Genomic DNA, 26,068 nt, shown 5'->3' with positions numbered 1-26,068 from the left:
TCAGCGCCGGCGCCGCCGCAGGCGAATCTTGCGCCGGCCGCCCACGGTCGCGACGGCCCCGCGTCCGACGCAGCGTCCGCCGCCCACGCCCCGCCCCCGCTCAACCGACCCCAAGCACCCACTCCGCCAGCTTCTTCGCATCGTCCTCTCCCAGATTTCCATGCGGCGGCATCGGGATCCGGCCCCATGCCCCCTTGCCGCCCTCCCGGATCTTCTTCGCCAGCGAAGCGGCCGCCTGGCTGTCGCCCTTGTACCGCGCCGCCACCTCGGCAAACCCCGGCCCCACCAGCTTCGACTGCATGCCATGGCAGGAAAAGCAACCGCTCTTGTCCGCCAGCGCCTGCATCTCCGCTGCCGTGGCGGCCAGCGCCGCGCCCGGCAACATCGCGCCAACCGCAGCCAGCGCCATCCATTCTTTCTTCATACCTGTATCCCGATACCGTGGCGACCGAGCCCCGCGCACGCCATGCATCGCCGCTGCGATGCCATGTACGCGGAGCTGAATCACCGTTGATTCCCTCAGCTCTTGTGCAGTTTGAACACCCACACCGAGCCGCCCTGCTCGAGGAAATTCACGCGCTTGGCCACCTCGCCGCCCCACAGCGGCACCGCGCCGCCCCAGCCGGAGACCACGGCGACGAACTGCTCGCCGTTCTCTTCCCACGTGACCGGCGGCGCGACCACGCCGCTGCCGGTCTGGAACTGCCAGAGCTCCTTGCCGGTCTTGGCGTCGGCGGCCTTCAGGTAGCCTTCGGGCGTGCCCCAGAACACCAGCCCGCCGGCGGTGGTCATGGCGCCGCCCCACAGCGGCGCGCCGTTCTTGACCTCCCAGACGATCTTGCCGGTCTTGGGGTTGATCGCGCGCAGCGAGCCGATGTAGTCCTCGTTGAGCGGCTGGATGGTGAAGCCCGCGCCCAGGAAGGCGGCACCCTTCTTGTAGCTGATGGGCTCGTTCCAGATGTCCATGCCCCACTCGTTGGCGGGCACGTAGAACAGGCCGGTCTGCGGGCTGTAGGCCATCGGCTGCTGGTTCTTGCCGCCCAGGAAGCCCGGTGCCGCGAACACCGACTTGCCCTTCTTCTCGCCGTTGGCGGCGGCCGGGTCGCCGGGACGGCCCTCGGCGACGTAGTTGGGGCGGCCGCTCTTCAGGTCGATGCCGCTGGCCCAGGTGATCTTGTTCACGAACGGGAAGGCATTGACCAGCTTGCCGCTGGTGGCATCGTTGACGTAGAAGAAGCCGTTGCGGTCGGCCTTGCCGCCCATGCGCTTGCCGTCCAGGTCGAAGGTGACGAACTCGTTCACGCCGTCGAAATCCCAGCCGTCGTTGGGCGTGTTCTGGTAGTGCCAGACGATCTTGCCGGTGGCGGGATCGAGCGCCACGGTCGAGGCAGAGTAGAGGTTGTCGCCCTTGCGGATATGGCTGTTCCACGGGCCCGGGTTGCCGGTGCCAAAGTAGGCCAGGCCGGTGGCCGGGTCATAGGTGCCGCCCAGCCAGGTGGCCGCGCCGCCGGTCTTCCAGGTCTCGCCGGGCCAGCTGGCGTTCTGGGTGCCGGTCATGCCGATCTCGGTCTTGTTGCCGTCCTTGTCGTACTTGTAGCCCATGTGGCCTTCGACCACCGGCCGCGACCACACCAGCTGCCCGGTCTTGGCATCGCGCGCCTCGACGCGGCCGACCACGCCGAATTCGCCGCCCGAGATGCCGGTCAGCACCAGGCCCTTGGCCACCAGCGGCGCGGCCGTATACGAGTAGCCGGCCGCGTAGTCTTCCAGCTTTTCCTTCCACACCACCTTGCCGCTGTTCTGGTCCAGCGCCACCAGCTGCGCGTCGAGCGTGCCGAAGATCACCAGGTTGTCGTACAGCGCCGCACCGCGGTTAACCACGTCGCAGCACGGCATGATGCCTTCGGGCAGGCGGTGCTCGTACTTCCACAGCTTGCGCCCGGTCTTCACGTCGAGCGCATAGATGCGCGAATACGACGCGGTGACGAACATCTTGCCGTCGTGAATCAGCGGCTGCGATTCCTGCCCGCGCTGCTTTTCGCCGCCGAACGAGAACGACCACGCCGGCACCAGCCGGCCCACGTTCTTGGTATTGATGCGCGCCAGCGTGGAATAGCGCTGCCCCTGCGGGCCCATGCCCCACGACAGCACGTCGCCGGGGGACTTCGCATCGTTCTCGATCATGGCGTCGCTTACCGCCGCCTGCGCGGCAACGCTCGCCGCGGCGGCCGCGATTGCCGCCGCGGTTGTCGCAATTGCCAGCCCTACTCGTAAGGTCCTCATTGCCATCTCCTCTCTTGTTTTCGATTTCGCTGGTGCGCCACTGCGCCACACACCAGCACGCAAATGGCAAATCCCATGCCAGTGGCGCGGGGCCCGATCACGCGCCCTGCAAGCCCGCCGCACGGCTGCGGCCCGCGCCAGCGTGCAACACTGCGTTGCAGCTGCGCCAGAATTGAACAGACACCGTTGGTCCCGTCACTGGCCCAGCGCGGCTTCTTCGTGCGCCGGGTAGAGATGGATCACGTTGCGCAGGTACTCGGCCGGCAGCGCGCCCCAGCGCGCATAGGGCTCGGGCACCGGCATGGCCATGACCTCGGCCAGGTCGCGTCCCTGCGCCGCGGCCTCGCGCAGGCGCGCGTCGAGCCATTGCAGGTAGGCGCGCGTCTGCGCGATGGCTTCCGTGCCGCCCAGCGCGGGGCCGTGGCTCGGAACCAGCAGGCGCGCCCCGCTGTGCGCCATCAGCGCCTGCAGCCGCGCCAGGCTGTCGAGCCAGCGCCCGATATGCGCGTGCGGCGTGGTCGGAATGCGCTCGCGGAACACCAGCCCGCCGGCAAAGACGATGCCGGCGGCGCGGTCCAGCAGCACCAGGTCCGCGTCGGTATGGCCTTCCAGGCGGATCAGTTCCAGCGTGCGGCGCCCGATCGTCCGTGTGCCGGCCTCCAGCGCGTGCAGCGGCGGCGCGGGCTCGGTGCCGCGCATCCAGTCGCCGCACAGGCGGTAGAGGTTGTCGGCATAGGCCGCCCCCTCGCGGCGCGCGCCGTCGATGGTGGCGGGCAGCGCGCTGGCACCCACGTCGGCATAGGCCTGGTTGCCGAAGAAGTAGTCGGGATGCAGGTTCAGGTTCAGCACCAGCCGTACCGGCGCGCCGGTCAGCGCGGCGATGGCGCGGCGCTGCTGCTCGCCGTACTCGCGCGAGGGGCCGGTGTTGATCACCACCACGCCGTCGCCGGTGTCGATGAAGGCGGTATTGATGATGTTGCAGCCATTGGCCGGCGCGAAGTCGGCATTGGCGCCTTCCAGCAGCCACACGCCGGCGGCGATCTCGCGCGGGGCCAGGCGGTAGTCGGGCGGCTGCGCCGGCGCCGCGGAGACCGCAGCAGTGGCCAGCCACAGCAGCAGCGACGGCAATACGCGCTTCATGGCGACACCCGCGCCGCGATGCGGTTGCCGTTGTTGTCGTGGCCGGCCACGGTCATGCCGGGCACCACCGCCTCGCGCAGGTCGAACGAGAAGATCGGGTTCTCCGCCACGGGCTCGTGCAGGGTCAGCCGCAACAGCGGCTGCCGCGCCGCGTCGGCCAGCACCAGGGTCTCGAGATGGAACGCCGGGATGCCGGCGACCAGGCCGGTGTCCATCGGGTGCATCACGCGCAGGCGCACGCGCGCGCCGGCCTGGTCCTGGCCGTGACCCAGGCCAGGGAACACGCGCGCCTCGACCCGGTTGAGGGTGCGGCTCCAGCTGCCATCGCGGCGGGTCGCGCCCGGCACGGTGCAGCCACCGCCGCCGGCGTCGACCCACGCGCTGCCGACATGCCAGGTGCCGTCGCGCGTGCGCGCCGCCACCCGCACCGGCGAGGCCTGCTCCAGCTTGAAGCGGAACGACAGCGACGGCCGCACCCGCAGCGGCTCGAACGCCAGCACCGGGCGGATCGGGTTGCGGTCCACCGCCACCACGATGCGCTCGACCTCGCCCAGCGCCGACGCGTCGAAGGCAATCGGCACGCGCATCGGGTCTTCGGCAAAGGCCGGCCCGGTCACGCGCACGCGGCTGTCGAACACCACCGGGCCCTGCTGCAGCAGCTCCTTGTGGATCCAGGCCCATTGCGGCGACTGCATCGGATCGCTGTGCACGATGCCGGCACCGGCGCCCGGTGCAGCTGACACCGTCGCAACAGACAGCGCCAGCCATGCCAGCGCCAGCAACGCCAGGCCCTGCCGGTGGCCGGTCATGCCGGTTGCGCGCGGCGCGCCATGCCGCGCTGCGGGTCGTAGCCGCGCAGCGCCAGCGCGAAAAACACCACCGCGCTGGCCGCGACGATGGCCACGCTGTGCGGCGCCAGCTGCCCGTACAGCGCAAAGCGGATCGCCTCGACCGCATGCGTGAAGGGGTTCAGCCGCGCCAGCTGGTACACCGCCTCGGCGCCTGACTCCTGCAGGCGCCACAGCGGATACAGCGCCGAGCTGATGAAGAACATCGGGAAGATGACGAAGTTCATGGTGCCGGCAAAATTCTCCAGCTGGCGCACATGGACCGACAGCAGCAGGCCGAGCGCGCCCAGCATCAGCGCCGCCAGCGTCATCGCGCCCAGCCCGGCCAGCAGGTGCAGCGGCGCGAAACGGATGCCGAAGCCCGCCGCCACCAGCAGGAACGCCGCCATCTGCAGCAGCGACAGCAGCGTGCCCGCCGCCAGCTTGCAGCCCAGCAGCCAGCCGCGCGGCAGCGGCGCGGTCAGCAGCAGCCGCATCACGCCCATCTCGCGGTCGTACACCATCGCCAGCGACGACTGCATGCCGTTGAACAGCGCGATCATGCCCAGCAGCCCGGGCGCGACATAGACCTGGTATTCGATGTAGCTGTCGTACGGCGGTGCGATCGCGACCCCCAGCGCGTTCTGGAAGCCTGCGGCGAACACCAGCAGCCACAGCAGCGGCCGCACCAGCGACGACAACAGCCGCCCGGGCTGGCGCAGGTACTTGCGCAGTTCGCGGCCGCAGACCGCGCGCAGTGCGCGCCAGCGATGGCGCATCGACGGTGGCAGGGTGGTGGGCATGGTCATGGGGTCAGGTCGGCGCGCGGCACGCGGTGTCGGCTTCGTCGGCGCCCAGGGTGTCGAGGTTGTTCTTCGGATGCAGCACGCCTTCGACCGGCGCGGTGCCGGTCACGCCGTCCGGGTGCGCCAGCATCAGCGGCTGGCGCAGCTGGCGGTCCCAGCGCCGGAACGACAGCGGCGGGCCCTTGAAGCCGTCCACCACCACCTGCCCCGCGGCCAGCGCCTGCGCCTGCGCGGCGAAGCCAGCGGGCTGCCGCACCACGCTTTCGGCAATGGCCTTGACCGCGACCCAGGCAGCCCAGTCGTAGCCGGTCATCGGCCGGCCCGCGGCGCGGGCGAAGCGCCGGTTGAGCTGCGGCCCGCCGTTGCGCTCCCAGGTCCAGTGCCAGGCTTGCGCGCCCAGCCCGCTGGCGCCAACCACCGGGCGCGGCAGCTGCGTGGCGTAGGGCAGGCCGCGCGCGAACTCGCCGTCGGCGTCGGCCACCACCACCACGTCGTAGTCCGCGCCACCGGTCAGCAGCCTGACATTGGCCTGGTCGCGCTCGCGCGGATCGTTGGACAGCCGGAATGCGCGCTGCGCGCTCCAGGCGATGCCGAAGCGCCGCGCCGCGCCCAGCAGCGCCTCTCGCTGCGCGGCGTCGGCCGGGGACGGGCCGCTCAGCAGCAAGGCGCGGCGCCACTTGCGCGCGGCCAGGTATTGCATCAGGGCATCGGCGCGCATGCGCAGGCTGGGCAGCGTATGCAGCAGCACCGGCGCGCAGCCTGAGCCGCGCAGCGCATCGTCGTCGGCCGAGACATTGAACAGCAGGGCCTCGCCCGGCCTGACCGCGCCCACCGCGGCCCGGACCGCGGCCGCCGGCAGGTCGAGCACGATGTAGCGCGTGCCCTGTCGCGCCAGCGCCGCGACCAGCGTGGCCACCTCGGCTTCGGTGCGCGCCTGCTGCGCCTCGACCCGGAGCGACTGGCCCGCGGCCTCCAGCGCAAAGCGCGCTTCCGCCGCGGCCACCTGGGCGGCGTCGAGCGCGCTGCCCTGCGGCTGGTCGGGATAGCGCTGCGCCAGCCGCCGCGGCGCGTGGCGGGCATCGTCGGCCAGCGACACCACCGCCACGCGCACCTCCGCGCCATGCAGCGGCGACGCCAGCGCCGCCGCAAGCGTAAAGGCCAGCGCGGCCAGCGCCCGCTCAGTCATCGATCGCCACCGAATGCGGCACGCGGCCCGCCTTGAGCGTGGCCACCGCCTTGCGGCTGGCGGTGTCGACCACGCTGACATCGTCGGACAGCCCGTTGGCGACGTAGAGCCGGGCGTTGTCGCGGCTCAGCGCCAGCCCCCATGCGCGCCGTCCCACCAGCACGTAGTCCTGCACGCGGCGCGACGCTACCTCCACCACCGCGACATGGTTGGCGCGGCCCAGCCCGATATAGGCGTGGCTGCCGTCGCTGCGCGCCGCCATCCCGACCGGGGTCACGTCTTCGGCGCGCATGCCGCGCGGCGCGAAGGCAATGGTCTGCACCACCTCCAGCGTATCGGTGCGGATCACGCTGACGCTGGCCGACAGCTCGTTGGAGACCCACAGCTCCTTGCCGCCGCGCACCAGCAGCAGCCGGCGCGGCCGGTTGCCGACGCGGATATTGCGCACCACCTTGCGCGTGGCGACGTCGACCACGTGGACCAGGTTAGCCACCTCGGAAGCCACGTACACCTGCCGTCCGTCCGCGCTGACCCTGACGCCCTCCGGTTCCTCCCCCACCGCGACCGCGAACACGCGCTTGCCGGAGCCGGTGTCGTAGGCCGACAGCAGCGCGTTCTCTTCATTCGACACGTAGAGCGTGCGGCCGTCCTGGCTGAGATCGAACAGCTCGGGGTCGTCGCCCACGGGCAGCGACGCCACGGTCTTGCGCGTGCCGACGTCGACCACGTCGACGCGGTGGTCGTCGCTGCAGGCCACGTACAGCCGCGCGCGGTCCGGCGACAGCTGCAGGTGGCGCGGCCGCCGGCACTGGCGCCACGACGCCAGCTGCTGGCCGCTGGCGGCAGCGTAGGCGGTCAGCGCGTCGTCCTTTTCGCTGGAGACAAAGACCTGGCCGGTGGCGGCGCGCCCGGGGCCACCCTGGCCGCCCTGCGCGCCCTCGGCCAGGCCGGCGGCAACCAGCAACGCGGTGGCGAGCAGCCAGGCGCCGGCAAGCCAGGCGGGGGATGGCATCGGCTTCATGTGGTGAGCTCCGTTTGCGCCGCGCGGCTGACCGACGGCGTCATGGCGAGGAAAGCGGCTTCCAGCGTCGCGGCCGCGGTGACGCCCAGCAGCGCGGCCGGGGTGCCGTCGAAGCGCACCGCGCCACGGTCCAGCACGATCACGCGGTCGGCCTGCTCCACCTCCTGCACCAGGTGGGTCGCCCACAGCACGCCGGCGCCGGCGTGCCGCGCCAGCCGCCGGGTCTCGGCCAGCAGCTGCACGCGCGAGGCCGGGTCGAGTCCCACCGTCGGCTCGTCGAGCAGCAGCATGGCCGGCTCATGCAGCAAGGCGCGCGCCAGTTCGACCTTGCGCCGGCTGCCGCCCGACAGCTCGCGCACCGGCGCTTGCGCGCGCGGCGCCAGGCCGAAGGCCTGCAGCAGGCGCGCGATCCGCTGCGTCGCCTCGCGCCGCGGCAGGCCATGCAGGTCGGCATGGAAGCGCAGGTTGGCCAGCACCGGCAGGTCCAGGTCGATGGCGGGCTGCTGGAACACGATGCCCAGCTGCGCCAGCGCGCGCACCGGGTCGCGCCGCATGTCGCAGCCCATCACCATGACCTGCCCGGCATCGGCGATGAACAGGCCGCTGAGGATCTGGAACAGCGTGGTCTTGCCCGCGCCGTTGGGCCCCAGCAGCGCCACGAACTCGCCGCGCCGCACGCACAGCGAAACCCCGTCGAGCGCGACGCGCCCGCCGAACGCCTTGCGCACCGCGTCGCAAGCAAGCGCCGGCGCTTGCTGGATTGGCAGCGCGCTCATAGCTGCTCCTTCGCCCGCGCCGTGCCCGCGCGCACGGCAAAGGTCCGTTCGGTCTCCCAGGCCTGGCGCAGGAAGGCTTCATATTGCGCGGTACCAAGGTAGGTCAGTTCCTGGTCGTAGCGGGCCAGCTCGGCAAGATGGCGCGGCTGCTGCATGGCGGCGCGGAACGCGTCGTGCAGGCGCCTGACGATGGCGGCATCGGTACCGCGCGGCACGCCGATGCCGTAGGGCGAGTTGTGGACCGCATCGGCAAAGCCCAGCTCGGCCACGGTCGGCACTTCGGGCCAGCGCGCCGAACGCTGCGCGCTGAACACCGCCAAGAGGCGCAGCTTGCCGGCCTCGACGAAGGGAGCGAAGCCGGTCGAATTGACGCCCGCCATCAGCGAGCCGTTGGCCACCGCCAGCATCTGGTCGGCGGTGCCGTGGTACGGCACATGCAGGTAGCGCACGCCGCTGCGGCCGAGCACGTCCTCCATCGCCAGGTGGGCGGTGGTGCCGATGCCGGTGGAACCCACGGTCAGCTGGCCCGGGTGCGCCCGGCCCCAGGCGATCAGCTCGCGCAGCGAGCGCCACGGGCTGTCGGCGGGCACCACGATGCCGAAGGTATAGCCCGAGATCATCAGCACCGGCTGGATGTCGCGCAGCGGCTGCCATGCGGTCTTCTGCTGGTGCGGGAACCGGTACACCGTCAGCGGCAGCTGGCCGATGGTGTAGCCGTCCGGGCGCGCGGCGGCAAGCAGGCCGCCCACCAGCGTGCCGCCGGCGCCGGGCCGGTTCTCCACCACGATCGGCTGCCCCAGTTCGCGCCCGGCCAGCTCGGCCAGGATGCGCATCGAGATATCGGTGGCGCCGCCCGCGGGCCACGGCACCACCAGCGTGACCGGACGCGACGGATAGGCGGCTGCGCCCTCGGCCCGCGCGAAGCCCGCCGGCAACAGGCCGAGGCACATCGACAGCAGGCAGGCAAGGCAACGGAACATGGCAAAGCACCGGACCGGGTTGGATGCGGTGTGACAGAGCAAGGCCGATACCATGTGCGATGCAACACGGCATGCCGCATCCCCGCGGACCTTGCCGGGCCGGCGCTGCACGGCTGCCGGCCGCCGCCTCGCAGCGACGCGTGCTGCGATGCGCCGCGCAGCACTGTGCCGTGATGGAACACTGTCCCGCTGATGGCTACGCCCCCTTGTCCTGTTTTGTGACAGGGCGCAGGCCAACGCTGCTGGCCGGTACGAAAACTGCTGAAGCCCTGCCCACAGGCGCGGCCCGATGCAGGCATGCGCCGCTATCCCGAGGAGACCGACCATGCCAGCCATCCCGCGCCCTGCACCGCCAGGACAGCGGCCACCCCGACTTCCGCGCGCCGTCGCAGCCCGCCCGTGCCGCCGCGCCGCGGTGCTGTCCGCGCTGATCACGCTGCTGTGCCAGCGTGCCGCTGTGGCGCAACAGGACACTGTTGCGCCAAACCAGGACAGTACGCTGCTGCCCGAAGTGCTGGTGGTGGCCGCCGCGCCGCTGCCCGGCATCGGCGTCGCCAGCGACCTGGTGCCCTATACCGTGCAGACCGTGCGCGGCAGCGAGCTTGGCGGCGCGCGCGCCGGCAACCTGGCCGACTACATGAACCGCCACCTCGCCGGCGTCAACGTCAACGACATCCAGGGCAGCCCGTTCCAGACCGACATCACCTACCGCGGTTTCCGCGCGTCATCGATCCCCGGCGTGCCGCAGGGGCTGTCGGTGTACCTGGACGGCATCCGCGTCAACGAGCCGTTCGGCGACGTGGTGAGCTGGGACATGATTCCGGAAGCGGCGCTGGCGAGCGCGTCGCTGGTGTCGAGCGCCAATCCCGCCTATGGCCTCAACACCCTCGGCGGCGCGCTGGCGATGACCACGCGTTCGGGGCTGGACTCGCCCGGCTTCACTGCCGACCTGTCCTACGGCAGCCATGCCCGCAAGCGCGCCGACCTCTCCGCCGGCGTGCGCAGCGACGGCGGCTGGCACGCGTTCGCCGCCGGCACGCTGTTCCAGGAGCACGGCTGGCGCGACCATTCCGAGGGCCGGCTCGGCAATGTCTTTGCCAAGGCGGGCTACGCCGGCGCCACCAGCAGCTGGGACGTGTCCGTGCTGCACGGGCGCAGCACGCTGACCGGCAACGGCCTGGTGCCCAGCTATCGCGCGGCTGACGGCGGCACGCTGCCCGAGCTGTACCAGGCCAACCGGCGCGCGGTCTACACCTATCCCGACCAGACCCGCAACCAGGTCACGCAGGCCGCGCTCAACGGCCGCCACTGGTTCGACGACAAGACCAGCGCCGCGGCCATGGCCTATGTGCGCAACAGCCGCCGCGACACCGCCAACGGCGACGTCAACCCCGACTACGAGGCCTATGCCGAAGACTGCGAGGATGGCTTCGACGCCGACGGCAGCCCGCGCGGCGGCGACTGCGGCATGACCCGCGCCGAAGGCGCGGCGCTGCACCCGGCGGTGCTCAACACCAGCCATATGCGGCAGCAGACCGCCGGCATGGCGCTGAGCCTGGCGCGGGAGAGCGAACATCACGTGCTCAATGCCGGCCTGACGCTCGACCGCAGTCGCCTCACCTATTCGCAATACGCCCAGCCCGGCAGCTTCACCGACGACCGCGGCGTGGTCGCCGACCCTGCCGCGGCCAACGCCCTGTTCTCAGGCCTCAGCGGCAACGCGCGCACGCTGGGCCTGTACCTGTCCGATACCTGGTCGCTGACGCCCACCACCTTCCTGACCGCGTCGGCGCGCTGGAACCATGTCACCGTCAGCAATACGCTGCGCAACAGCGACGGCAGCGAGCAGCCGCGCGAAAGCTTCACCTATCGCCGCCTGAACCCGGCGCTGGGGCTGGCGCAGAAGCTGGGCGGCGGCGTCACGGTGTTCGGCGGCTATGCGCAGAACAACCGGGTGCCGACCGTGCTCGAGCTCGGCTGCGCCGACCCGGAACGGCCCTGCCGGCTCCCGGCGGGCCTGCAGGCCGATCCCTACCTGAAGCAGGTGGTGTCGCATTCGTTCGAGGCCGGCGTGCGCTGGCACCCGCGCCCGCACACCGAGCTCACGGCGTCGCTCTACCGCATCGACAACCACGACGACATCCTGTTCGTGCGCGCGCCGAACACGCAACTCGGCTACTTCGCCAACTTCGACCGCACCCGCAATCAGGGGCTCGACCTGAGCGCGCGCCACCGCCTCGGCCCGGTCACGCTGCGGCTGGCCTACAGCTACCTGCAGGCCACCTACCAGTCCGCCGGCGCGCTGGCCGCCGGCGAACGCACCATCGAGATCCGCCCGGGCATGCGCATGGCGGGACTGCCGCGCCATACGCTCAAGCTGGGCGCGGACTGGCAGGCGCTGCCCGGGCTGGTGCTGGGCGCCGACGTGGTGGCGGTGTCGGGCTCCGTCTCCAGCGGCAACGAGGACGGCCTGCGCAGCGACCCGCAGGCGGGCGCAGCGCCACAGGCCGCCGACTGGAGCACGCCGGGCTACGCCACCATCAACCTGCGCGCGGCGTATCAGGTCAGCAAGCGCTTCGAGATCTACGCGCGCGTGGCCAACCTGCTCGACCGGCGCTACGAGACCTATGGCCAGATCGCCAACGACGTCTTTCCCGGCGGCAGCCTGGTGCGGCCGCACGTGGCGCCGGGCGACGCCGCCAGCGCGCTGTTTGTGGCGCCGGGGGCGCCGCGCAGCGTCTGGCTGGGGGTGGTGTTCCGGATGTAGCGCCACCGGTCTTCACGATTCCTTACAGACAATGCCGCTGGCACAATCTATTCTCCTGTCGCAAATGGAATCCCCCACAACAAGGAGAATGCAATGAAATCCGTCCTGGCCCTTCTGGTCGCGTGCAGCGCGCTGCTCGGCGGCTGCGTGGTAGCCCCATATGACACCTACGGCGGCGGCCCGCAGGGCTGCCCGCCGGGGCAGGCCAAGAAAGGCAACTGCCGCATCGACCCGTACGGCAACGAGTCGTTCTGCCCGCCGGGCCAGGCCAAGAAGGGCCGCTGCTAAGCCGGCGCGTGCCGGCCCCCGCGTGCCGGCCGGGTTGTTGCCCAGGTTGTGCGGGCTGAGCCGGTTGCGCCGGGCGGGCCGGCAGCCGGACAATGGCGGCTGCGGATACCCCTTCTTGCAGGAGCGCGCCATGCCACCCCGGTCCCTGCCCCGCCGTCACCTCAGCCTCTTTTGCATAGCCGCCACCCTGCTCGGCGCCTGTGCCACGCTGCAGCCGGAGCAGACCGGCCAGCAGATGATCGGCAGCCCAGAAAGCGCCGTGCGCCAGACTTTCGGACCACCCACCGAAACCCACCGCCTGGCCGATGGCACCACCCGCTGGCTGTGGTCGCGGCAACCCTTCGGCCATGAGGTCTACGCTGCAGATTTCGATGCCGCGGGCCGGCTGACCCGCTACCGCCAGATGCTGACCGAAGCCGAGATCTATCGCGCCCAGGTCGGGGTCTGGACCAAGCAGGACGTGCAGCAGCACTTCGGCCTGCCGCGCGAGCCGGTGCAGTATTACCCGCTGATGCAGCGTGAAGCCTGGTCCTGGCGCATGTATAAGGACGGCCTGCAGACGGCGCACTTCAGCTGCTACTTCGACAACGCCGGCGTGCTGCGCCAGACCATGATCATCGTCGATCCGCTTGGCGGCGACGCGCGCCGCGCGCGCTGACGGCTGACGCGGAAGCCGCGTCCGGTGCCAATGCCGGCAGCAGGGGCTCCCCGGCCCCGCCACCGTTTTGCGCGCAGAATGGAGGCGATGCGGCAATGTCCGCCAACCCTCCATGCGGAAAACCAACGTGACCACAGCCATCCTGCTCGAGAACATCCACCAGAGCGCCAACGCCCGGCTGGCCGAAGCCGGGCTGCAGGTCGAGCGCCGCACCGGCGCGCTGGCCGGAGCCGAATTGCGCCAGGTGCTGGCCAGCCACGACGTGGTCGGCATCCGCTCCGCCACCCACCTGCGCGCGGACGATATCCGCAGCGCGCCCGGACTGCTCTCGATCGGCTGCTTCTGCATCGGCACCTCGCAGGTCGACCTGGACGCGGCCACCGCCGCCGGCATTCCGGTCTTCAACGCGCCCTTTTCCAACACCCGTTCGGTGGCCGAACTGGTAGTTGCCGAAGCGGTGATGCTGCTGCGCCGGATCCCCGAGAAGAACACGCTCGCGCATGCCGGCAAATGGGCCAAGGGCGCCGCAGGCGCGTTCGAGACGCGCGGCAAGACCATCGCCATCGTCGGCTACGGCAATATCGGCTCGCAGGTAGGCGTGCTGGCCGAATCGATGGGCATGCGCGTGGTCTACTACGATGTGCTGGCGCGGCTCTCGCACGGGTCGGCCCGCGCCGCGGGCTCGCTCGAAGAAGCGGTGTCGCAGGCCGAGGTGGTGACGCTGCACGTGCCGGCCACGCCGCGCACGCGCAACATGATCGATGCCAACATCCTCGCGGCGTTCAAGCCGGGCGCGATCCTGATCAATGCCTCGCGCGGCAGCGTGGTCGACATCGCCGCGCTGGCCGCGGCGCTGCGCGAGAAGCGCCTGGGCGGCGCGGCCATCGACGTGTTCCCGGAAGAGCCCAAGACCAACCAGGACCCGTTCACCAGCGAACTGCAGAACCTGCCCAACGTGCTGCTGACCCCGCACGTCGGCGGCAGCACCGAAGAAGCGCAGGAGAACATCGGCACCGAGGTCGCGGCCAAGCTCGCACACTTTCTGGCCACCGGCGGCACCATCGGCGCGGTCAACTTTCCCGAGGTCGATCCCGGCCCGCTGCATGCGCCGGCGCGCCTGCTCAACGTGCACGGCAACGCGCCCGGCGCGCTGGCGGCGCTGAACACGCTGCTGGCGCAGGAAGGCGTGAACATTACCGGCCAGCACCTGCAGACGCGTGGCCACACCGGCTATGTGGTGACTGACCTGGACCGCGCGCCGTCCGAGCAGCTGATGCAGGCGCTGCGGACCCATGCCGGCTTCGCCCGCTCGCGGCTGCTCCTGCGCGGCGCGGCGTAGTCACGGGGCCATCGCCGGACCCTGCGGCAACTTCACCAAACTGTCTTAAATGCTGACCAAGCTCTGAACGCGAGACTATGCTGAATGCAGCCCACACGCGCATTGGTGGGCCTGCACGGAACGCGATGACAAAGGCGGCCCGCGTCGGCGCCGCACCAACAATCGTGAGGTCAGACATGTCGCTTGAACGGAGCAGGAAGGCCGCCGCCCTGACCGGCCGGCTGGCCGCGGCCGCGTTGCTGGGGAGCGCCGGGATTGGCAGCGCCGCAGCGCAAACCGGCACCATTACGTTTCTGGGGGCTATCACCAATCCATCCTGTGCACTGCGGCCCTCCGCCGGCATGGTGCAGGCCAGTTGCCAGCAGCCGTCCGGGCAGATGCTCTCGGCCCCGGTCACTGTGACCCCGCCGCGGCAGGCCGGACCCGCGCGCATCGGCATCGCCAGGCTCAACGTGGAACCCGCCCGCGCCGCCCGCCGAGGGGCGGCGCCCGCCTACCTGGTCGTGGTGACCTATCACTAGACGACATATCCGGCCGGCACTGCGCCCGGCCCGTGCTACCGCAATCGGGTCATCGCACAGCCGGCGCCGCGGCCTATGCCGCATCTCGCGCCGGCGCGCGCTGGCGCGGGCAAGTGCAGTCTTGACACCTTGCCCTGCGCTTCCTTTAATGGTGTAACACATCGGGCCGCGCCTGATCCCTTTTGACGAGGACGTCAACGACGATGGATACCGGTGAAACCCAAGATCCCCAACGCAAGCAAGAAGAACTGCGCAGTTTCCTTTTCCTGACCGCGGTCATGGTGCCGGTGCTGTCCGTCATCATCGTCGCGGGCTATGGGTTCATTGTCTGGATGACCCAGTTGATCAGCGGACCGCCGTCCCACTAGGCGGCCCACGCAGGCTGGTGTTGCGCAAGCGGCGACACCGGGGCATTGAATTGATAAAAACAAGCTGCAGCACAGACTGAAACGGCATCGAACCGGAGCTTGCGCATGCCCGCTGCAAGACGTGCCATCCCCATCCAGCCGCTGCCGACGGACGCAGAGTGGCATATCGCCGGCATCGTGGTCCATGCACTTCCCGCCAGGCTGCCGCAGGTGCGTGCGGCGATCGACGCCATCGCCGGCGCCGAGATCCATGCCGCCAGCGACAGCGGCAAGCTGGTGGTCACCATCGAAGCGCCTACCTCGCGCGCCATCGCCGCGCATCTGACCTTTCTGCATCAGCTCGACGGCGTGCTGTCGGCCGCGCTCGTCTACCAGCACAACGAAGATGCCGAGGCCATGCACCAGGCCGTGAACCCAGCAATGAACGAGGAGGCAGGCATATGACCCTCTCCCGCCGCGATTTCATCAAGCAGACCGCTGTCGCCGCAACGGCATCGGTGGCCGGCGTCACGCTGCCGGCCGGAGCCGCCAACTTTGTCACGGACAGCGAGGTCACAAAGCTGAAGTGGTCCAAGGCGCCGTGCCGCTTCTGCGGCACCGGCTGCGGCGTCACGGTGGCGGTCAAGGACAACAAGGTGGTTGCCACCAACGGCGACCCCCAGGCCGAGGTCAACAAGGGACTGAACTGCGTCAAGGGCTACTTCCTGTCGAAGATCATGTACGGCCAGGACCGGCTGACCAGGCCGCTGCTGCGCATGAAGAACGGCCAGTACGACAAGAACGGCGAATTCGCGCCGGTCACGTGGGAGCGCGCCTTCGACGAGATGGAGCGCCAGTTCAAGCGCGTGCTGAAAGAGAAAGGCCCGACCGCGGTGGGCATGTTCGGCTCGGGCCAGTGGACCGTGTGGGAAGGCTATGCCGCGTCCAAGCTGTACAAGGCCGGCTTCCGCTCCAACAACATCGATCCCAATGCACGGCATTGCATGGCGTCAGCGGTGCAGGGCTTCATGCGCACCTTCGGCATGGACGAGCCGATGGGCTGCTATGACGATTTCGAGGCTGCCGATGCCTTCGTGCTGTGGGGCTCGAACATGGCCGAGATGCATCCCATCCTGTGGACCCGCATCACCGACAGGCGCCTGAGCCATCCCAAGACCCGCGTGGCGGTGCTGTCGACCTTCACCCACCGCTCCTTCGACCTGGCCGACATCCCCATCATCTTCAAGCCGCAGACCGACCTGGCGATGATGAACTACATCGCCCACTACATCATCAAGAACAACAAGGTCAACAAGGACTTCGTCAACAAGCACACGGTGTTCAAGGAAGGCGTGACCAACATCGGCTATGGCCTGCGTCCCGAGCATCCGCTGCAGAAGGCGGCCAAGAACGCCGCCGATCCCGGCGCCTCGCGCCCGATCACGTTCGACGACTTCGCGCGCTTCGTGGCCAAGTACGATGCAGATACCGTCAGCAAGCTGTCGGGCGTGCCCAAGGCCAAGCTCGACCAGCTGGCCGAGCTCTATGCCGACCCCAACATCAAGGTGATGTCGCTGTGGACCATGGGCTTCAACCAGCATACGCGCGGCAGCTGGGCCAACAACATGGTCTACAACCTGCACCTGCTGACCGGCAAGATCGCCACGCCCGGCAACAGCCCGTTCTCGCTGACCGGGCAGCCGTCAGCCTGCGGCACCGCGCGCGAGGTCGGCACCTTCTCGCACCGGCTGCCGGCGGACATGGTGGTGACCAATCCCAAGCACCGCGAAGAAGCCGAGCGCATCTGGAAGCTGCCGGCGGGCACCATTCCCGACAAGCCGGGCTACCACGCCGTGCTGCAGAACCGCATGCTCAAGGACGGCAAGCTCAATGCGTACTGGGTGCAGGTCAACAACAACATGCAGGCGGCGGCCAACCTGATGGAAGAGGGCTTGCCGGGCTACCGCAATCCCGCCAACTTCATCGTGGTGTCTGACGCCTACCCCACCGTCACCGCGCTCGCGGCCGACCTGATCCTGCCGAGCGCGATGTGGGTCGAGAAGGAAGGCGCCTACGGCAATGCCGAGCGCCGCACGCAGTTCTGGCACCAGCTGGTCGATGCGCCGGGCGAGGCGCGCTCCGACCTGTGGCAGCTGATGGAGTTTTCCAAGCGCTTCAAGGTCGAGGACGTCTGGCCCGCCGACCTGATCGCGAAGAAGCCCGAATACCGCGGCAAGACCCTGTTCGACGTGCTCTACCGCAACGGGCAGGTCGACAAGTTCCCGCTCAAGGAAGTCAGCACCGAGTACAACAACGCCGAGGCCAAGGCCTTTGGCTTCTACGTGCAGAAGGGGCTGTTCGAGGAATACGCCACCTTTGGCCGCGGCCATGGCCACGACCTGGCGCCGTTCGACGCCTACCATGAGGCGCGCGGCCTGCGCTGGCCGGTGGTCAACGGCAAGGAAACCCGCTGGCGCTACCGCGAAGGCAGCGATCCCTACGTGAAGGCCGGCACCGGCTACCAGTTCTACGGCAACCCCGACGGCAAGGCGGTGATCTTCGCCCTGCCCTACGAGCCGCCCCCCGAATCGCCCGACAAGGAGTATCCATACTGGCTGGTCACGGGGCGCGTGCTGGAGCACTGGCATTCCGGCTCGATGACGCGCCGCGTGCCCGAGCTGTACCGCGCCTTCCCCAACGCGGTGGTATTCATGCACCCGGAGGACGCCAGGGCCATGGGCCTGCGCCGCGGCGTGGAAGTGGAAGTGGTGTCGCGGCGCGGGAGCATGCGCTCGCGCCTGGAGACCCGCGGGCGCGATGCGCCGCCGCGCGGGCTGGTGTTCGTGCCGTGGTTCGACGCCAGCCAGCTGATCAACAAGGTCACGCTCGACGCGACCTGCCCGATCTCGCTGCAGACCGACTTCAAGAAGTGCGCGGTCAAGATCGTCAAGGTCTAGCGCGGCCGATACAACAGGAGACGCCATGAAACCGAGTCGATCCTGGGTGCCACTGCTGGCCTTGCTCACGCTGCTGCTGGCGGCTCTGGCGGCATTGCCGCTGCCGGCGCGCGCACAGCAGCAGCAACAGCAGCAGCAAGGGCTGGTCGATGCCATGCGCGGCAACACGCCCATCGGCAACGAGACCAAGGCCCCGATCCTGTACCCGACCGAGAACAAGGACATCCGCCGCAACCGCAACTACACCATGCAGCCGCCGACCATCCCGCACAAGATCGACGGCTACCAGGTCGACAAGGACTTCAACCGCTGCATGTTCTGCCATGCGCGCACCCGCACCGAAGAGACCCAGGCGATCCCGGTCAGCATTACGCACTACATGGACCGCGACAACAACGTGCTGGCCGAAGTGTCGCCGCGCCGCTATTTCTGCACGCAGTGCCACGTGCCGCAGGCGGACGCCAAGCCGCTGGTGGGCAACAGCTTCATCGATGTCGAGCAGATGCTCAAGCGCAAGCCCGGCGCCAAGGGCTCGCCCAACTAGCGGATGCGCGCCATGCTCGACCTGATCAAGCGTTACTGGCGAACCATCAACCGGCCCAGCGCCTACTTCAGCCTGGGCTTCCTGACGCTGGGCGGCTTTATCGCCGGCGTGGTGTTCTGGGGCGCGTTCAACACCGCGCTGGAGCTGACCAACACCGAGCAGTTCTGCACCGGCTGCCACGAGATGCGCGACAACGTCTACCAGGAGCTGCAGGGCACCATCCATTTCACTAACCGCAGCGGCGTGCGTGCCAAGTGCTCTGACTGCCATGTGCCGCACAACTGGACCACCAAGATGGCGCGCAAGATGCAGGCGTCCAAGGAGGTCTGGGCCAAGATCTTCGGCACCGTCGACACGCGCGAGAAATTCCAGGCGCACCGGCTCACGCTGGCGCAGCACGAGTGGGCCCGCTTCAAGGCCAACGATTCGCTGGAATGCCGCAACTGCCACGATTACCAGTCGATGGACTTCACCCGGCAGAGCCCGCGCGCGCAGGCCATGCATTCGACCTACCTGGCCAACAAGGAGAAGACCTGCATCGACTGCCACAAGGGCATCGCCCACCAACTTCCGGACATGTCGAAGGCCGAGGCGAAATGACGCTTGCCGCCGCGCCCGTGCTCAGCGCCAGCGGCCTGGCGGTGTCGCGTGCCGGCCGCACGGTCCTGCAAGGGATCGACTTCGGCCTGGCGCCGGGCGGGCTGCTGCAGGTGCTGGGCGCCAACGGCAGCGGCAAGACCACGCTGCTGCGCGTGCTGTGCGGCCTGGCCAGCGCCGATGCCGGCACGCTGCAATGGCATGGCCGCCCGCTGCGCGCCGCCGACCCGGAGTTCCAGCAGGCGATGGCCTACCTCGGCCACGCCAACGGCATCGACATCGACCTGACCCCGGCCGAGAACCTGCGCTTTGCTGCCCGCCTCGTTGGCCACCATGCTGGCCGCCATGCCGACGCCGGCGAGCGCGCCGCCAGCGTCGCGCGCGCCCTGGCGGCGCAGGGGCTGGAGCGCGTCGCGCACGTGCCGGTGCGCACGCTGTCGCAAGGCCAGCGGCGCCGCGTAGCGCTGGCGCGGCTGGCGCTGGCGCCGCGCACGCTGTGGCTGCTGGATGAACCGGTGACCGCGCTGGATGCGGACAGCTGCGCGCGCTTCCAGCGCCAGCTGGACGCGCATCTGGCCGCTGGCGGCATGGCCGTGATCGCCACGCACCAGTTGCTGCCCGGCGGCGGCGCGGTGCTGCGCCTGGACGGAGCGGGTGCATGATGGGCATGACCGGCATGCCGGGCACCTTCGCCGCCATCGTCGCGCACGATGTCTCGCTGTCGTGGCGGCGGCGCGGCAGCATGCTCGGCGGCGTGGTGTTCTTTGTCATGGCCGCGAGCCTGTTCCCGCTGGCGCTCGGGCCGGAGCCGCAGCAGCTGCGCGCGCTGGCGCCGGGCATCCTGTGGGTGACGGCGCTGCTGGCCTCGATGCTGTCGCTGTCGCGCCTGTTCGCGCAGGAGCATGCCGACGGCAGCCTGGACCAGCTGCTGCTGTCACCGCATCCGCTGGCGCTGCTGGTGCTGGCCAAGATCGCCGCGCACTGGCTCACCAGCGGGCTGCCGCTGCTGGTGCTGACGCCGCTGCTGGCGCAGCAATACGGGTTGCCGTTTGGCACCACGCTATTGCTGGCCGCATCGCTGCTGGTCGGCACGCCGGCGCTGAGCCTGATCGGCGCAGTGGGCGCGGCGCTGACGCTGGGCCTGCGCGGCGGCGCGGTGCTGCTGTGCATCCTGGTGCTGCCGCTGTGCGTGCCGGTGCTGGTGTTCGGCGCCGGCGCCGCGGCTGCCGCCGATGCCGGGCTCGACGTGACGGCGCAGTTCTCGCTGCTGGGCGCGTGCCTGGCGTTGTCGCTGTTCCTGTGCCCGCTGGCCGCCGCCGCCGGCCTGCGCATTGCCATGGAGACCCCGGCATGAGCCAGCCGCTGCCATCCGTGCCATCCGCGCCACGGCGCATCCCGCCACAGGCGCGCGCACGCCTCGGCTGGCTGGCCTATGCCGCGCCGGTGCGCTTTTATCCGCTGGCCGGACGCATGGCACCGTGGTGCTTCGCCACGGCGGCGGCATTCGCGCTCGCCGGCTTGTATGTCGGCTTCGGCGTCGCGCCCACCGACGCGCAGCAGGGCGAGGTCTACCGCATCATCTTCATCCATGTGCCGGCGGCATGGATGTCGATGTTGATCTACCTGGTCATGGCGGGCTACTGCGCGCTGGCGCTGGTGCTGCGCACGCGGCTGTCGTCGATGATGGCGTCGGCGCTGGCGCCGACCGGCGCGCTCTTCACCGTGCTGGCGCTGTGGACCGGCGCGCTGTGGGGCCAGCCCACCTGGGGCACGTGGTGGGTGTGGGACGCGCGGCTCACCTCCGAGCTGATCCTGCTGTTCCTGTACCTGGGCTTTATCGCGCTGGAAGCCGCCATCGACGAGCCGCGCCGCGCGGAGCGCGCCTGCGCGGTGCTCGCGCTGGTGGGTGTGGTCAACATACCGGTGATCTATTTCTCGGTGCAGTGGTGGAACACGCTGCACCAGGGGGCCTCGGTCAGCCTGACCGCGGCGCCGTCGATGGCCGCCACCATGCTGGCCGGCATGCTGCTGATGACGCTGGCGTGCTGGCTGTACACGGTGGCGGTGGCGCTGGTGCGCGTGCGCTGCATCCTGCGCGAACATGGCGAGGTGCCGCACGGCCCGGCCATGGCTGACGGAGACCGCGCATGACCCTGGCCTCTATGCTGCCCGCGCTGCTGACCGATGGGCGCCACGGCACCTTCATCGCCGGTGCGTTCGGCGTGAGTGCGCTGCTGCTGGGGCTGGAGCTGGCGCTGCTGGCGCGCCGCAGCCGGGCCACGCGCCGGCAGCGGGATCGGGAAGCCGAGCGATGACGCCGCGCCAGCGCCGCCTCGGGCTGCTGGCCGCGGGCATGGCCTGCTGCGGCATCGCGGCGGCGCTGGTGCTCAATGCCTTCCGCGCCAACCTGGTGTTCTTCTTCAGCCCGAGCCAGGTCGCCGCGCAAGAGGCGCCGGTGGCGCGCAGCTTCCGGCTGGGCGGACTGGTCGCGCCAGGGTCGATCCGGCGCGAGGGCGACGGCATGACGGTGCGCTTCGTCGTGACCGATACCGCGCGCGAGGTGCCAGTGCAGTATCGCGGCCTGCTGCCCGACCTGTTCCGCGAAGGCAAGGGCGTGGTCGCGCGCGGCCAGCTGCGCGCGGACGGCACTTTCATCGCCAGCGAGGTGCTGGCCAAGCACGACGAAAACTACATGCCGCCCGAGGCCGCCGATGCATTGAAGCAGGCCGGTCAGGCGAACCCGCGCGTGGCCGGCACCAAGGCCACGCAGGAGGTGCGCCGGTGATCGCCGAACTGGGCCACTTCACGCTGATCGTCGCGCTGCTGGTGGCGCTGGTGCAGGCGGTGGTGCCGCTGGCCGGCGCGGCGCGCGGCCGGCTCGCATGGATGGCGCTGGCGCGCCCCGCCGCGCGCGTGCAATGCGGGCTGGTGGCACTGTCGTTTGCCGCGCTGACCTGGTCTTTCGTCGACCACGACTTCAGCGTGCGCTACGTCGCCGCCAACGCCAACAGCGCACTGCCGCTGGCCTACCGCATCGCCGCGGTGTGGGGCGGACACGAGGGCTCGATGCTGCTGTGGACGCTGATGCTGGCGCTGTGGTCGCTGGCGGTGTCGGTATGGAGCCGGCAGTTGCCGCTGGCCGCGGTGGCCCGCGTGCTGGCGGTGATGGGCGCGATCAGCGCCGGCTTCCTGGCGTTCCTGCTGTTTGCCTCCAACCCGTTCGTGCGGTTGCTGCCGCCGGCGATGGAGGGCCGCGACCTCAACCCGCTGCTGCAGGATCCCGGCATGGTGTTCCACCCGCCGCTGCTGTACATGGGCTACGTCGGCTTCTCGGTGACCTTTGCCTTTGCCGTGGCGGCGCTGCTGGCCGGGCGTGTCGACGCGGCCTGGGCGCGCTGGTCGCGGCCGTGGACCACGGTGGCTTGGACCTTCCTGACGCTGGGCATCATGCTCGGCAGCGCCTGGGCCTACTACGAGCTGGGCTGGGGCGGCTGGTGGTTCTGGGACCCGGTCGAGAACGCCTCGTTCATGCCCTGGCTGGCCGGCACCGCGCTGATGCATTCGCTGGCGGTCACCGAAAAGCGCGGCGCGTTTCGCGCGTGGACCGTGCTGCTGGCGATCTTCACCTTCTCGCTGAGCCTGCTCGGCACCTTCCTGGTCCGCTCGGGCGTGCTGACCTCGGTCCACGCCTTCGCCGTGGACCCGAAGCGCGGCATTTTCATCCTGGCGCTGCTGGGGCTGGTGACCGGGCTGGCGCTGGCGCTGTATGCCTGGCGCGCGCCGGCGCTGGCGCGCCGCGTGGAGTTTGCGGCGGTGTCGCGCGAGTCGATGCTGCTGGCCAACAACGTGCTGCTGGCGGTGGCCGCCGCCACGGTGCTGCTGGGCACGCTCTACCCGCTGCTGGTCGATGTGCTCGGACTGGGCAAGATCTCGGTCGGTCCGGCCTATTTCGAGCAGGTGTTCGTGCCCTTGATGGCGCCCGCGGTGCTGCTGATGGGCGCGGCGCCGCTGGCGCGCTGGCGCCACGGCGACCTGCCCGGCATGGCGCGCCGGCTACGCTGGGCCGCGGTTGCCAGCGCCGCGCTCGGCGCGGGGCTGCTGCTGGCGCTGCGCAATGCCTCGGCGCTGAGCGGGCTGGGGCTGCTGCTGGCGGCCTGGAGCGTGCTGAGCGCAGTGGCTAGCGTAGCGGCGCGGCTGCAGCACCAGCGCGGCCGCCGGCTGGCGGGGCTGCGCCAGTTTACGCCCGGCTACTGGGGCATGCTGCTGGCGCACGCCGGCGTGGGCGTCTTTATCGCCGGCGTGACGCTGGTGTCCGGCCAGGAAAGCCTGCGCGAGCTGCCGATGCGCGCCGGCGACAGCGTCAGCGTGGGCGGTTACGACTTCCGCTTTGCCGGCGTGACGCAAGCCGGCGGCCCCAATTACGACGCGTTGCGCGGCACGCTGGTGGCCTCGCGCGACGGCCGGCGCGTGGCGGTGCTCCATCCCGAGCGCCGCATCTACCGCAGCCAGGACATGCCCACCACCGAGGCGGCGATCGACAGCGGCGCGACGCGCGACCTCTACGTGGCGCTGGGCGAGCATGTCGGCAACGACGCCGACGGCAGCGCCTGGGCCGTGCGCATCCACGTCAAGCCCTTTGTCGGCTGGATCTGGGCCGGCTGCGTGCTGATGGCGCTGGGCGGCCTGCTGGCGGTCTGCGACAAGCGCTACCGGCTGCGGCGCCGCGCCGCCGGCCCGCTCAACGCACCGGCCCCTGCCGATGCACCGGCGGTGCCGGCACTGAGCTCGGTCCGCGAGGAGACCCCGGCATGACGCGCTTCCTGCTGCCACTGGCCGCCTTCCTCGCCCTCGCCGTGGCGCTGGCCGCAGGCCTGCGCCACGATCCGCGCGAGCTGCCGTCGCCGCTGGTGGGCAAGGCCGCGCCAGCGTTCCACCTGCCGCTGCTGGCGCCCGAAGGCCGCACGCTCGCCAGCGCCGACCTGCGCGGCAAGGTCTGGCTGCTCAACGTATGGGCCTCGTGGTGCGCCGCCTGCCGCACCGAGCATCCGCTGCTGGTGGACTTTGCCGCGCGCGCGCCGGTGCCGTTGTACGGTCTCAACTACAAGGACGAGGCTGGCGCCGCGCGCGACTGGCTGCGGCGGCTGGGCGATCCCTATGCCGCGTCGCTGGTCGACGCCGATGGCCGGGTCGGCATCGACTACGGCGTCTACGGCGTGCCGGAGACCTTCGTCATCGACCAGCATGGCGTGGTGCGCTACCGCCAGGTCGGGCCGGTCACGCGCGAGGTGCTGGAGCGCAAGCTGGTCCCGCTGATCGAGCAACTGCAGCGGCAGGGAGATGGCCATGCGTAGCCACGCGCGCTGCTTGCTCGCCGTAACGCTCTGCGGCGTGACGATGCACGCGGCGGCGCTGAGCGAAGCCGAGCTCGATGCGCGCGTGCATGCGCTCTCCGGCGAACTGCGCTGCCTGGTCTGCCAGAACCAGACCCTGGCCGACTCCAATGCCGAGCTGGCGGTGGACCTGCGCCGACAGATCCGCGCGCAGCTGCGTGATGGCGCCAGCGACGCCGCCATCAAGGATTACCTGGTGCAGCGCTACGGCGACTTCGTGCTGTACCAGCCGCCGCTGCGGCCGCTGACCTGGCTGCTGTGGTTCGGGCCGTTGCTGCTGCTGGCCGCGGCCGTGGCCGCGATCGTGCGGGCGCGCTCGCGCAACCCCCCCACCGGCACCCCGGCCGAGGCGCCGCTGGACGCCACCGCGCAGCGCCAGCTTGCGGACTTGCTGAATGCCTCGACCACGGAGCGCCGCCCGCCATGACCACCTTCTGGCTGCTGGCCGCGGCGCTGATCGCCGCGGCCACCCTGTGCCTGCTCTGGCCGCTGTTGCGCCGCCGCGCGCAGTCCGATCCCGCCACGCTCGAGCGCGCGCTGCTGGTCGACCTCTACCACGACCAGTCGCGCGAACTCGACCGCGACCTGCACGCCGGCACCCTGAGCGCGGCGCGCCATGCCGAAGCCCGCGATGAACTGGGCCGCCGGCTGCTGGACGAGGCCGCCGGGAGCGCCACCACGCCGGTCGGCGCGGGGCCCTCGCCGCTGCTCGCCGCAGTGCTGCTGGCCGCGTTGCCCAGCGCCGCCATCCTGCTCTACCTGCATCTGGGCAACCCGGTGGCGCTGTGGCGCGCCGACGACCTGCCCGCGGCCAGCGGCAGCGAGCACCAGTTGAGCGGCGCGCAGGTCGAGGGCATGGTGAACCAGCTCGCGCAGCGTTTGCGCGAAGCGCCCGGCGATGCGCAGGGCTGGTCCATGCTGGCGCGTTCGTACAGCGTGCTGGAGCGCCATGCGGATGCCGCGGCCGCCTACGCGCGCGCGGTCGAGCTGGCGCCGGAAGTGGCGGCGCTGCGCTCCGATTACGCCGACGTGCTGGCCACGCTGAACGGCGGCGTGCTGGACGGCGCGCCGATGGCGCAGGTGCGCCAGGCGCTGGTGCTCGATCCCGACGACCCCAAGGGCCTGGCGCTCGCCGCCAGCGCGGCGACGGAGCGCGGCGACCGGCAGGCGGCGATCGGCTACTGGGAACACCTGTACCGGCTGCTGCCGGCGGATTCGCAGACCGCGGCGCGCATCGCCGCCAACCTCGCGGCCGCGCGCGGCACCGCTGAGGCGGCGCCGGCCGCGGCCATCACCGGCATGGTGACGCTGAGCGAGCAGGCCGGGCGCGCGCCGCAAGCGGGCGACACGCTGTTCGTCTATGCGCTGCCGGTGGACGGCTCGCGCATGCCGCTGGCGGTGCTGCGGCGCACGGCACGCGACCTGCCGCTGTCGTTCACGCTGGACGATGCCATGGCGATGCGCCCCGACCATCGGCTTTCGGGACAACAGCAGGTGATGCTGGAAGCGCGGATCTCCGCCAGCGGCAGCGCTGTGCCGAAGACAGGCGACCTGGTCGGGCGCACCGGGCCGGTGGCGGTCGGGACCGAAGGCATCCGCATTGCCATCGACGGCAGGATCGAAGGCAACCCGGCGCCGTAG

The 26,068-nt window shown here is 70.5% G+C and carries 28 protein-coding genes; 19 read left to right on the top strand and 9 right to left on the bottom strand.

Features of this window, described 5'->3' with window-relative positions; all coding sequences use genetic code 11:
- Positions 1-100: 100 nt before the first annotated feature.
- The 9 genes from MKD50_RS27110 to MKD50_RS27070 all read right to left on the bottom strand — a co-directional run bounded on the left by MKD50_RS27110 (position 101) and on the right by MKD50_RS27070 (position 9,019).
- The gene (locus MKD50_RS27110; RefSeq protein ID WP_115699984.1) at positions 101-424 is read right to left on the bottom strand and encodes a c-type cytochrome; all 324 of its coding nucleotides are present in this window, start codon (positions 422-424) and stop codon (positions 101-103) included.
- A gap of 95 nt (positions 425-519) precedes the next feature.
- Positions 520-2,283 (bottom strand): PQQ-dependent methanol/ethanol family dehydrogenase, encoded by a 1,764-nt coding sequence (locus tag MKD50_RS27105; protein WP_115682892.1) that lies wholly within the window; start codon positions 2,281-2,283, stop codon positions 520-522.
- Positions 2,284-2,478: 195 nt separating this feature from the next.
- Positions 2,479-3,423 carry a quinoprotein relay system zinc metallohydrolase 1 gene (locus MKD50_RS27100; RefSeq protein WP_252669462.1) on the bottom strand — a complete coding sequence of 315 codons (945 nt, stop codon included), beginning with the start codon at positions 3,421-3,423 and terminating at the stop codon, positions 2,479-2,481.
- On the bottom strand, positions 3,420-4,232 hold the full coding sequence (locus MKD50_RS27095) for a quinoprotein dehydrogenase-associated SoxYZ-like carrier (RefSeq protein ID WP_240071840.1): 813 nt from the start codon (positions 4,230-4,232) through the stop codon (positions 3,420-3,422). Before MKD50_RS27095 ends, MKD50_RS27100 begins: the two co-directional genes overlap by 4 nt.
- Complete coding sequence (locus tag MKD50_RS27090; protein ID WP_252669461.1) at positions 4,229-5,059, bottom strand: ABC transporter permease; 831 nt, start codon at positions 5,057-5,059, stop codon at positions 4,229-4,231. Before MKD50_RS27090 ends, MKD50_RS27095 begins: the two co-directional genes overlap by 4 nt.
- 4 nt (positions 5,060-5,063) lie before the next feature.
- Positions 5,064-6,242, bottom strand: coding sequence for a type 1 periplasmic-binding domain-containing protein (locus MKD50_RS27085; protein ID WP_252669460.1), 1,179 nt, complete (start codon positions 6,240-6,242; stop codon positions 5,064-5,066).
- Positions 6,235-7,263 (bottom strand): PQQ-dependent catabolism-associated beta-propeller protein, encoded by a 1,029-nt coding sequence (locus tag MKD50_RS27080; protein WP_252669459.1) that lies wholly within the window; start codon positions 7,261-7,263, stop codon positions 6,235-6,237. Before MKD50_RS27080 ends, MKD50_RS27085 begins: the two co-directional genes overlap by 8 nt.
- Positions 7,260-8,039, bottom strand: coding sequence for an ABC transporter ATP-binding protein (locus tag MKD50_RS27075; protein WP_252669457.1), 780 nt, complete (start codon positions 8,037-8,039; stop codon positions 7,260-7,262). Before MKD50_RS27075 ends, MKD50_RS27080 begins: the two co-directional genes overlap by 4 nt.
- Positions 8,036-9,019 (bottom strand): tripartite tricarboxylate transporter substrate binding protein, encoded by a 984-nt coding sequence (locus MKD50_RS27070; protein WP_252669455.1) that lies wholly within the window; start codon positions 9,017-9,019, stop codon positions 8,036-8,038. The genes MKD50_RS27075 and MKD50_RS27070 overlap by 4 nt, the downstream gene beginning before the upstream one ends.
- 325 nt (positions 9,020-9,344) lie before the next feature.
- Between MKD50_RS27070 and MKD50_RS27065 the strand changes: the two genes are divergently transcribed.
- The 19 genes from MKD50_RS27065 to ccmI all read left to right on the top strand — a co-directional run bounded on the left by MKD50_RS27065 (position 9,345) and on the right by ccmI (position 26,068).
- Positions 9,345-11,786 (top strand): TonB-dependent receptor, encoded by a 2,442-nt coding sequence (locus MKD50_RS27065; protein ID WP_252669453.1) that lies wholly within the window; start codon positions 9,345-9,347, stop codon positions 11,784-11,786.
- A 93-nt stretch (positions 11,787-11,879) separates the two neighbouring features.
- Complete coding sequence (locus MKD50_RS27060; RefSeq protein ID WP_115699977.1) at positions 11,880-12,074, top strand: hypothetical protein; 195 nt, start codon at positions 11,880-11,882, stop codon at positions 12,072-12,074.
- Positions 12,075-12,204: 130 nt separating this feature from the next.
- A complete protein-coding gene (locus MKD50_RS27055) occupies positions 12,205-12,732 on the top strand; it encodes a hypothetical protein (RefSeq protein ID WP_115699976.1) in 528 nt (175 codons plus the stop codon).
- Positions 12,733-12,844: 112 nt separating this feature from the next.
- Positions 12,845-14,071, top strand: coding sequence for a phosphoglycerate dehydrogenase (gene serA, locus MKD50_RS27050; RefSeq protein ID WP_115699975.1), 1,227 nt, complete (start codon positions 12,845-12,847; stop codon positions 14,069-14,071).
- Positions 14,072-14,247: 176 nt separating this feature from the next.
- Positions 14,248-14,592: a hypothetical protein gene (locus tag MKD50_RS27045; RefSeq protein ID WP_240071832.1), complete on the top strand. Its 345-nt coding sequence runs from the start codon at positions 14,248-14,250 to the stop codon at positions 14,590-14,592.
- Positions 14,593-14,795: 203 nt separating this feature from the next.
- Positions 14,796-14,960: a periplasmic nitrate reductase, NapE protein gene (gene napE / locus MKD50_RS27040; protein WP_252669451.1), complete on the top strand. Its 165-nt coding sequence runs from the start codon at positions 14,796-14,798 to the stop codon at positions 14,958-14,960.
- Between the two features lie 105 nt (positions 14,961-15,065).
- Complete coding sequence (locus tag MKD50_RS27035; RefSeq protein WP_115699973.1) at positions 15,066-15,404, top strand: chaperone NapD; 339 nt, start codon at positions 15,066-15,068, stop codon at positions 15,402-15,404.
- Complete coding sequence (gene napA, locus MKD50_RS27030) at positions 15,401-17,896, top strand: periplasmic nitrate reductase subunit alpha (protein ID WP_115699972.1); 2,496 nt, start codon at positions 15,401-15,403, stop codon at positions 17,894-17,896. Before MKD50_RS27035 ends, napA begins: the two co-directional genes overlap by 4 nt.
- A 25-nt stretch (positions 17,897-17,921) precedes the next feature.
- Positions 17,922-18,440 (top strand): nitrate reductase cytochrome c-type subunit, encoded by a 519-nt coding sequence (locus MKD50_RS27025; RefSeq protein ID WP_252669449.1) that lies wholly within the window; start codon positions 17,922-17,924, stop codon positions 18,438-18,440.
- A 12-nt stretch (positions 18,441-18,452) separates the two neighbouring features.
- Positions 18,453-19,040, top strand: a complete 588-nt coding sequence (locus MKD50_RS27020; protein ID WP_172582347.1) for a cytochrome c3 family protein — start codon at positions 18,453-18,455, stop codon at positions 19,038-19,040.
- Positions 19,037-19,699, top strand: a complete 663-nt coding sequence (gene ccmA, locus MKD50_RS27015) for a cytochrome c biogenesis heme-transporting ATPase CcmA (RefSeq protein WP_252669447.1) — start codon at positions 19,037-19,039, stop codon at positions 19,697-19,699. The genes MKD50_RS27020 and ccmA overlap by 4 nt, the downstream gene beginning before the upstream one ends.
- Before the next feature lie 14 nt (positions 19,700-19,713).
- Positions 19,714-20,391, top strand: coding sequence for a heme exporter protein CcmB (gene ccmB, locus MKD50_RS27010; RefSeq protein WP_371925396.1), 678 nt, complete (start codon positions 19,714-19,716; stop codon positions 20,389-20,391).
- Positions 20,388-21,188 carry a heme ABC transporter permease gene (locus MKD50_RS27005; RefSeq protein WP_115699968.1) on the top strand — a complete coding sequence of 267 codons (801 nt, stop codon included), beginning with the start codon at positions 20,388-20,390 and terminating at the stop codon, positions 21,186-21,188. The genes ccmB and MKD50_RS27005 overlap by 4 nt, the downstream gene beginning before the upstream one ends.
- The gene (gene ccmD, locus MKD50_RS27000; protein WP_252669445.1) at positions 21,185-21,352 is read left to right on the top strand and encodes a heme exporter protein CcmD; all 168 of its coding nucleotides are present in this window, start codon (positions 21,185-21,187) and stop codon (positions 21,350-21,352) included. The genes MKD50_RS27005 and ccmD overlap by 4 nt, the downstream gene beginning before the upstream one ends.
- Positions 21,349-21,822, top strand: a complete 474-nt coding sequence (gene ccmE / locus MKD50_RS26995) for a cytochrome c maturation protein CcmE (RefSeq protein ID WP_115699967.1) — start codon at positions 21,349-21,351, stop codon at positions 21,820-21,822. Before ccmD ends, ccmE begins: the two co-directional genes overlap by 4 nt.
- Complete coding sequence (locus tag MKD50_RS26990; RefSeq protein ID WP_252669443.1) at positions 21,819-23,849, top strand: heme lyase CcmF/NrfE family subunit; 2,031 nt, start codon at positions 21,819-21,821, stop codon at positions 23,847-23,849. Before ccmE ends, MKD50_RS26990 begins: the two co-directional genes overlap by 4 nt.
- Positions 23,846-24,388, top strand: a complete 543-nt coding sequence (locus MKD50_RS26985) for a DsbE family thiol:disulfide interchange protein (RefSeq protein WP_252669441.1) — start codon at positions 23,846-23,848, stop codon at positions 24,386-24,388. The genes MKD50_RS26990 and MKD50_RS26985 overlap by 4 nt, the downstream gene beginning before the upstream one ends.
- Positions 24,381-24,854 (top strand): cytochrome c-type biogenesis protein, encoded by a 474-nt coding sequence (locus MKD50_RS26980; protein WP_305882095.1) that lies wholly within the window; start codon positions 24,381-24,383, stop codon positions 24,852-24,854. Before MKD50_RS26985 ends, MKD50_RS26980 begins: the two co-directional genes overlap by 8 nt.
- On the top strand, positions 24,851-26,068 hold the full coding sequence (ccmI, locus tag MKD50_RS26975) for a c-type cytochrome biogenesis protein CcmI (protein WP_240071824.1): 1,218 nt from the start codon (positions 24,851-24,853) through the stop codon (positions 26,066-26,068). The genes MKD50_RS26980 and ccmI overlap by 4 nt, the downstream gene beginning before the upstream one ends.

Source organism: Cupriavidus mimosae, from assembly GCF_023952485.1.
Lineage (GTDB): Bacteria > Pseudomonadota > Gammaproteobacteria > Burkholderiales > Burkholderiaceae > Cupriavidus > Cupriavidus taiwanensis_C.
This window is presented reverse-complemented; position numbering and strand designations above follow the sequence as displayed.

Excerpts from the sequence above, each read along its gene's own strand:
- MKD50_RS27110 (WP_115699984.1), bottom strand. The coding sequence starts at position 424 with ATGAAGAAAGAATGGATGGCGCTGGCTGCGGTTGGCGCGATGTTGCCG.
- MKD50_RS27105 (WP_115682892.1), bottom strand. The coding sequence starts at position 2,283 with ATGAGGACCTTACGAGTAGGGCTGGCAATTGCGACAACCGCGGCGGCA.
- MKD50_RS27100 (WP_252669462.1), bottom strand. The coding sequence starts at position 3,423 with ATGAAGCGCGTATTGCCGTCGCTGCTGCTGTGGCTGGCCACTGCTGCG.
- MKD50_RS27095 (WP_240071840.1), bottom strand. The coding sequence starts at position 4,232 with ATGACCGGCCACCGGCAGGGCCTGGCGTTGCTGGCGCTGGCATGGCTG.
- MKD50_RS27090 (WP_252669461.1), bottom strand. The coding sequence starts at position 5,059 with ATGACCATGCCCACCACCCTGCCACCGTCGATGCGCCATCGCTGGCGC.
- MKD50_RS27085 (WP_252669460.1), bottom strand. The coding sequence starts at position 6,242 with ATGACTGAGCGGGCGCTGGCCGCGCTGGCCTTTACGCTTGCGGCGGCG.
- MKD50_RS27080 (WP_252669459.1), bottom strand. The coding sequence starts at position 7,263 with ATGAAGCCGATGCCATCCCCCGCCTGGCTTGCCGGCGCCTGGCTGCTC.
- MKD50_RS27075 (WP_252669457.1), bottom strand. The coding sequence starts at position 8,039 with ATGAGCGCGCTGCCAATCCAGCAAGCGCCGGCGCTTGCTTGCGACGCG.
- MKD50_RS27070 (WP_252669455.1), bottom strand. The coding sequence starts at position 9,019 with ATGTTCCGTTGCCTTGCCTGCCTGCTGTCGATGTGCCTCGGCCTGTTG.
- MKD50_RS27065 (WP_252669453.1), top strand. The coding sequence starts at position 9,345 with ATGCCAGCCATCCCGCGCCCTGCACCGCCAGGACAGCGGCCACCCCGA.
- MKD50_RS27060 (WP_115699977.1), top strand. The coding sequence starts at position 11,880 with ATGAAATCCGTCCTGGCCCTTCTGGTCGCGTGCAGCGCGCTGCTCGGC.
- MKD50_RS27055 (WP_115699976.1), top strand. The coding sequence starts at position 12,205 with ATGCCACCCCGGTCCCTGCCCCGCCGTCACCTCAGCCTCTTTTGCATA.
- serA (WP_115699975.1), top strand. The coding sequence starts at position 12,845 with ATGCGGAAAACCAACGTGACCACAGCCATCCTGCTCGAGAACATCCAC.
- MKD50_RS27045 (WP_240071832.1), top strand. The coding sequence starts at position 14,248 with ATGTCGCTTGAACGGAGCAGGAAGGCCGCCGCCCTGACCGGCCGGCTG.
- napE (WP_252669451.1), top strand. The coding sequence starts at position 14,796 with ATGGATACCGGTGAAACCCAAGATCCCCAACGCAAGCAAGAAGAACTG.
- MKD50_RS27035 (WP_115699973.1), top strand. The coding sequence starts at position 15,066 with ATGCCCGCTGCAAGACGTGCCATCCCCATCCAGCCGCTGCCGACGGAC.
- napA (WP_115699972.1), top strand. The coding sequence starts at position 15,401 with ATGACCCTCTCCCGCCGCGATTTCATCAAGCAGACCGCTGTCGCCGCA.
- MKD50_RS27025 (WP_252669449.1), top strand. The coding sequence starts at position 17,922 with ATGAAACCGAGTCGATCCTGGGTGCCACTGCTGGCCTTGCTCACGCTG.
- MKD50_RS27020 (WP_172582347.1), top strand. The coding sequence starts at position 18,453 with ATGCTCGACCTGATCAAGCGTTACTGGCGAACCATCAACCGGCCCAGC.
- ccmA (WP_252669447.1), top strand. The coding sequence starts at position 19,037 with ATGACGCTTGCCGCCGCGCCCGTGCTCAGCGCCAGCGGCCTGGCGGTG.
- ccmB (WP_371925396.1), top strand. The coding sequence starts at position 19,714 with ATGCCGGGCACCTTCGCCGCCATCGTCGCGCACGATGTCTCGCTGTCG.
- MKD50_RS27005 (WP_115699968.1), top strand. The coding sequence starts at position 20,388 with ATGAGCCAGCCGCTGCCATCCGTGCCATCCGCGCCACGGCGCATCCCG.
- ccmD (WP_252669445.1), top strand. The coding sequence starts at position 21,185 with ATGACCCTGGCCTCTATGCTGCCCGCGCTGCTGACCGATGGGCGCCAC.
- ccmE (WP_115699967.1), top strand. The coding sequence starts at position 21,349 with ATGACGCCGCGCCAGCGCCGCCTCGGGCTGCTGGCCGCGGGCATGGCC.
- MKD50_RS26985 (WP_252669441.1), top strand. The coding sequence starts at position 23,846 with ATGACGCGCTTCCTGCTGCCACTGGCCGCCTTCCTCGCCCTCGCCGTG.
- MKD50_RS26980 (WP_305882095.1), top strand. The coding sequence starts at position 24,381 with ATGCGTAGCCACGCGCGCTGCTTGCTCGCCGTAACGCTCTGCGGCGTG.
- ccmI (WP_240071824.1), top strand. The coding sequence starts at position 24,851 with ATGACCACCTTCTGGCTGCTGGCCGCGGCGCTGATCGCCGCGGCCACC.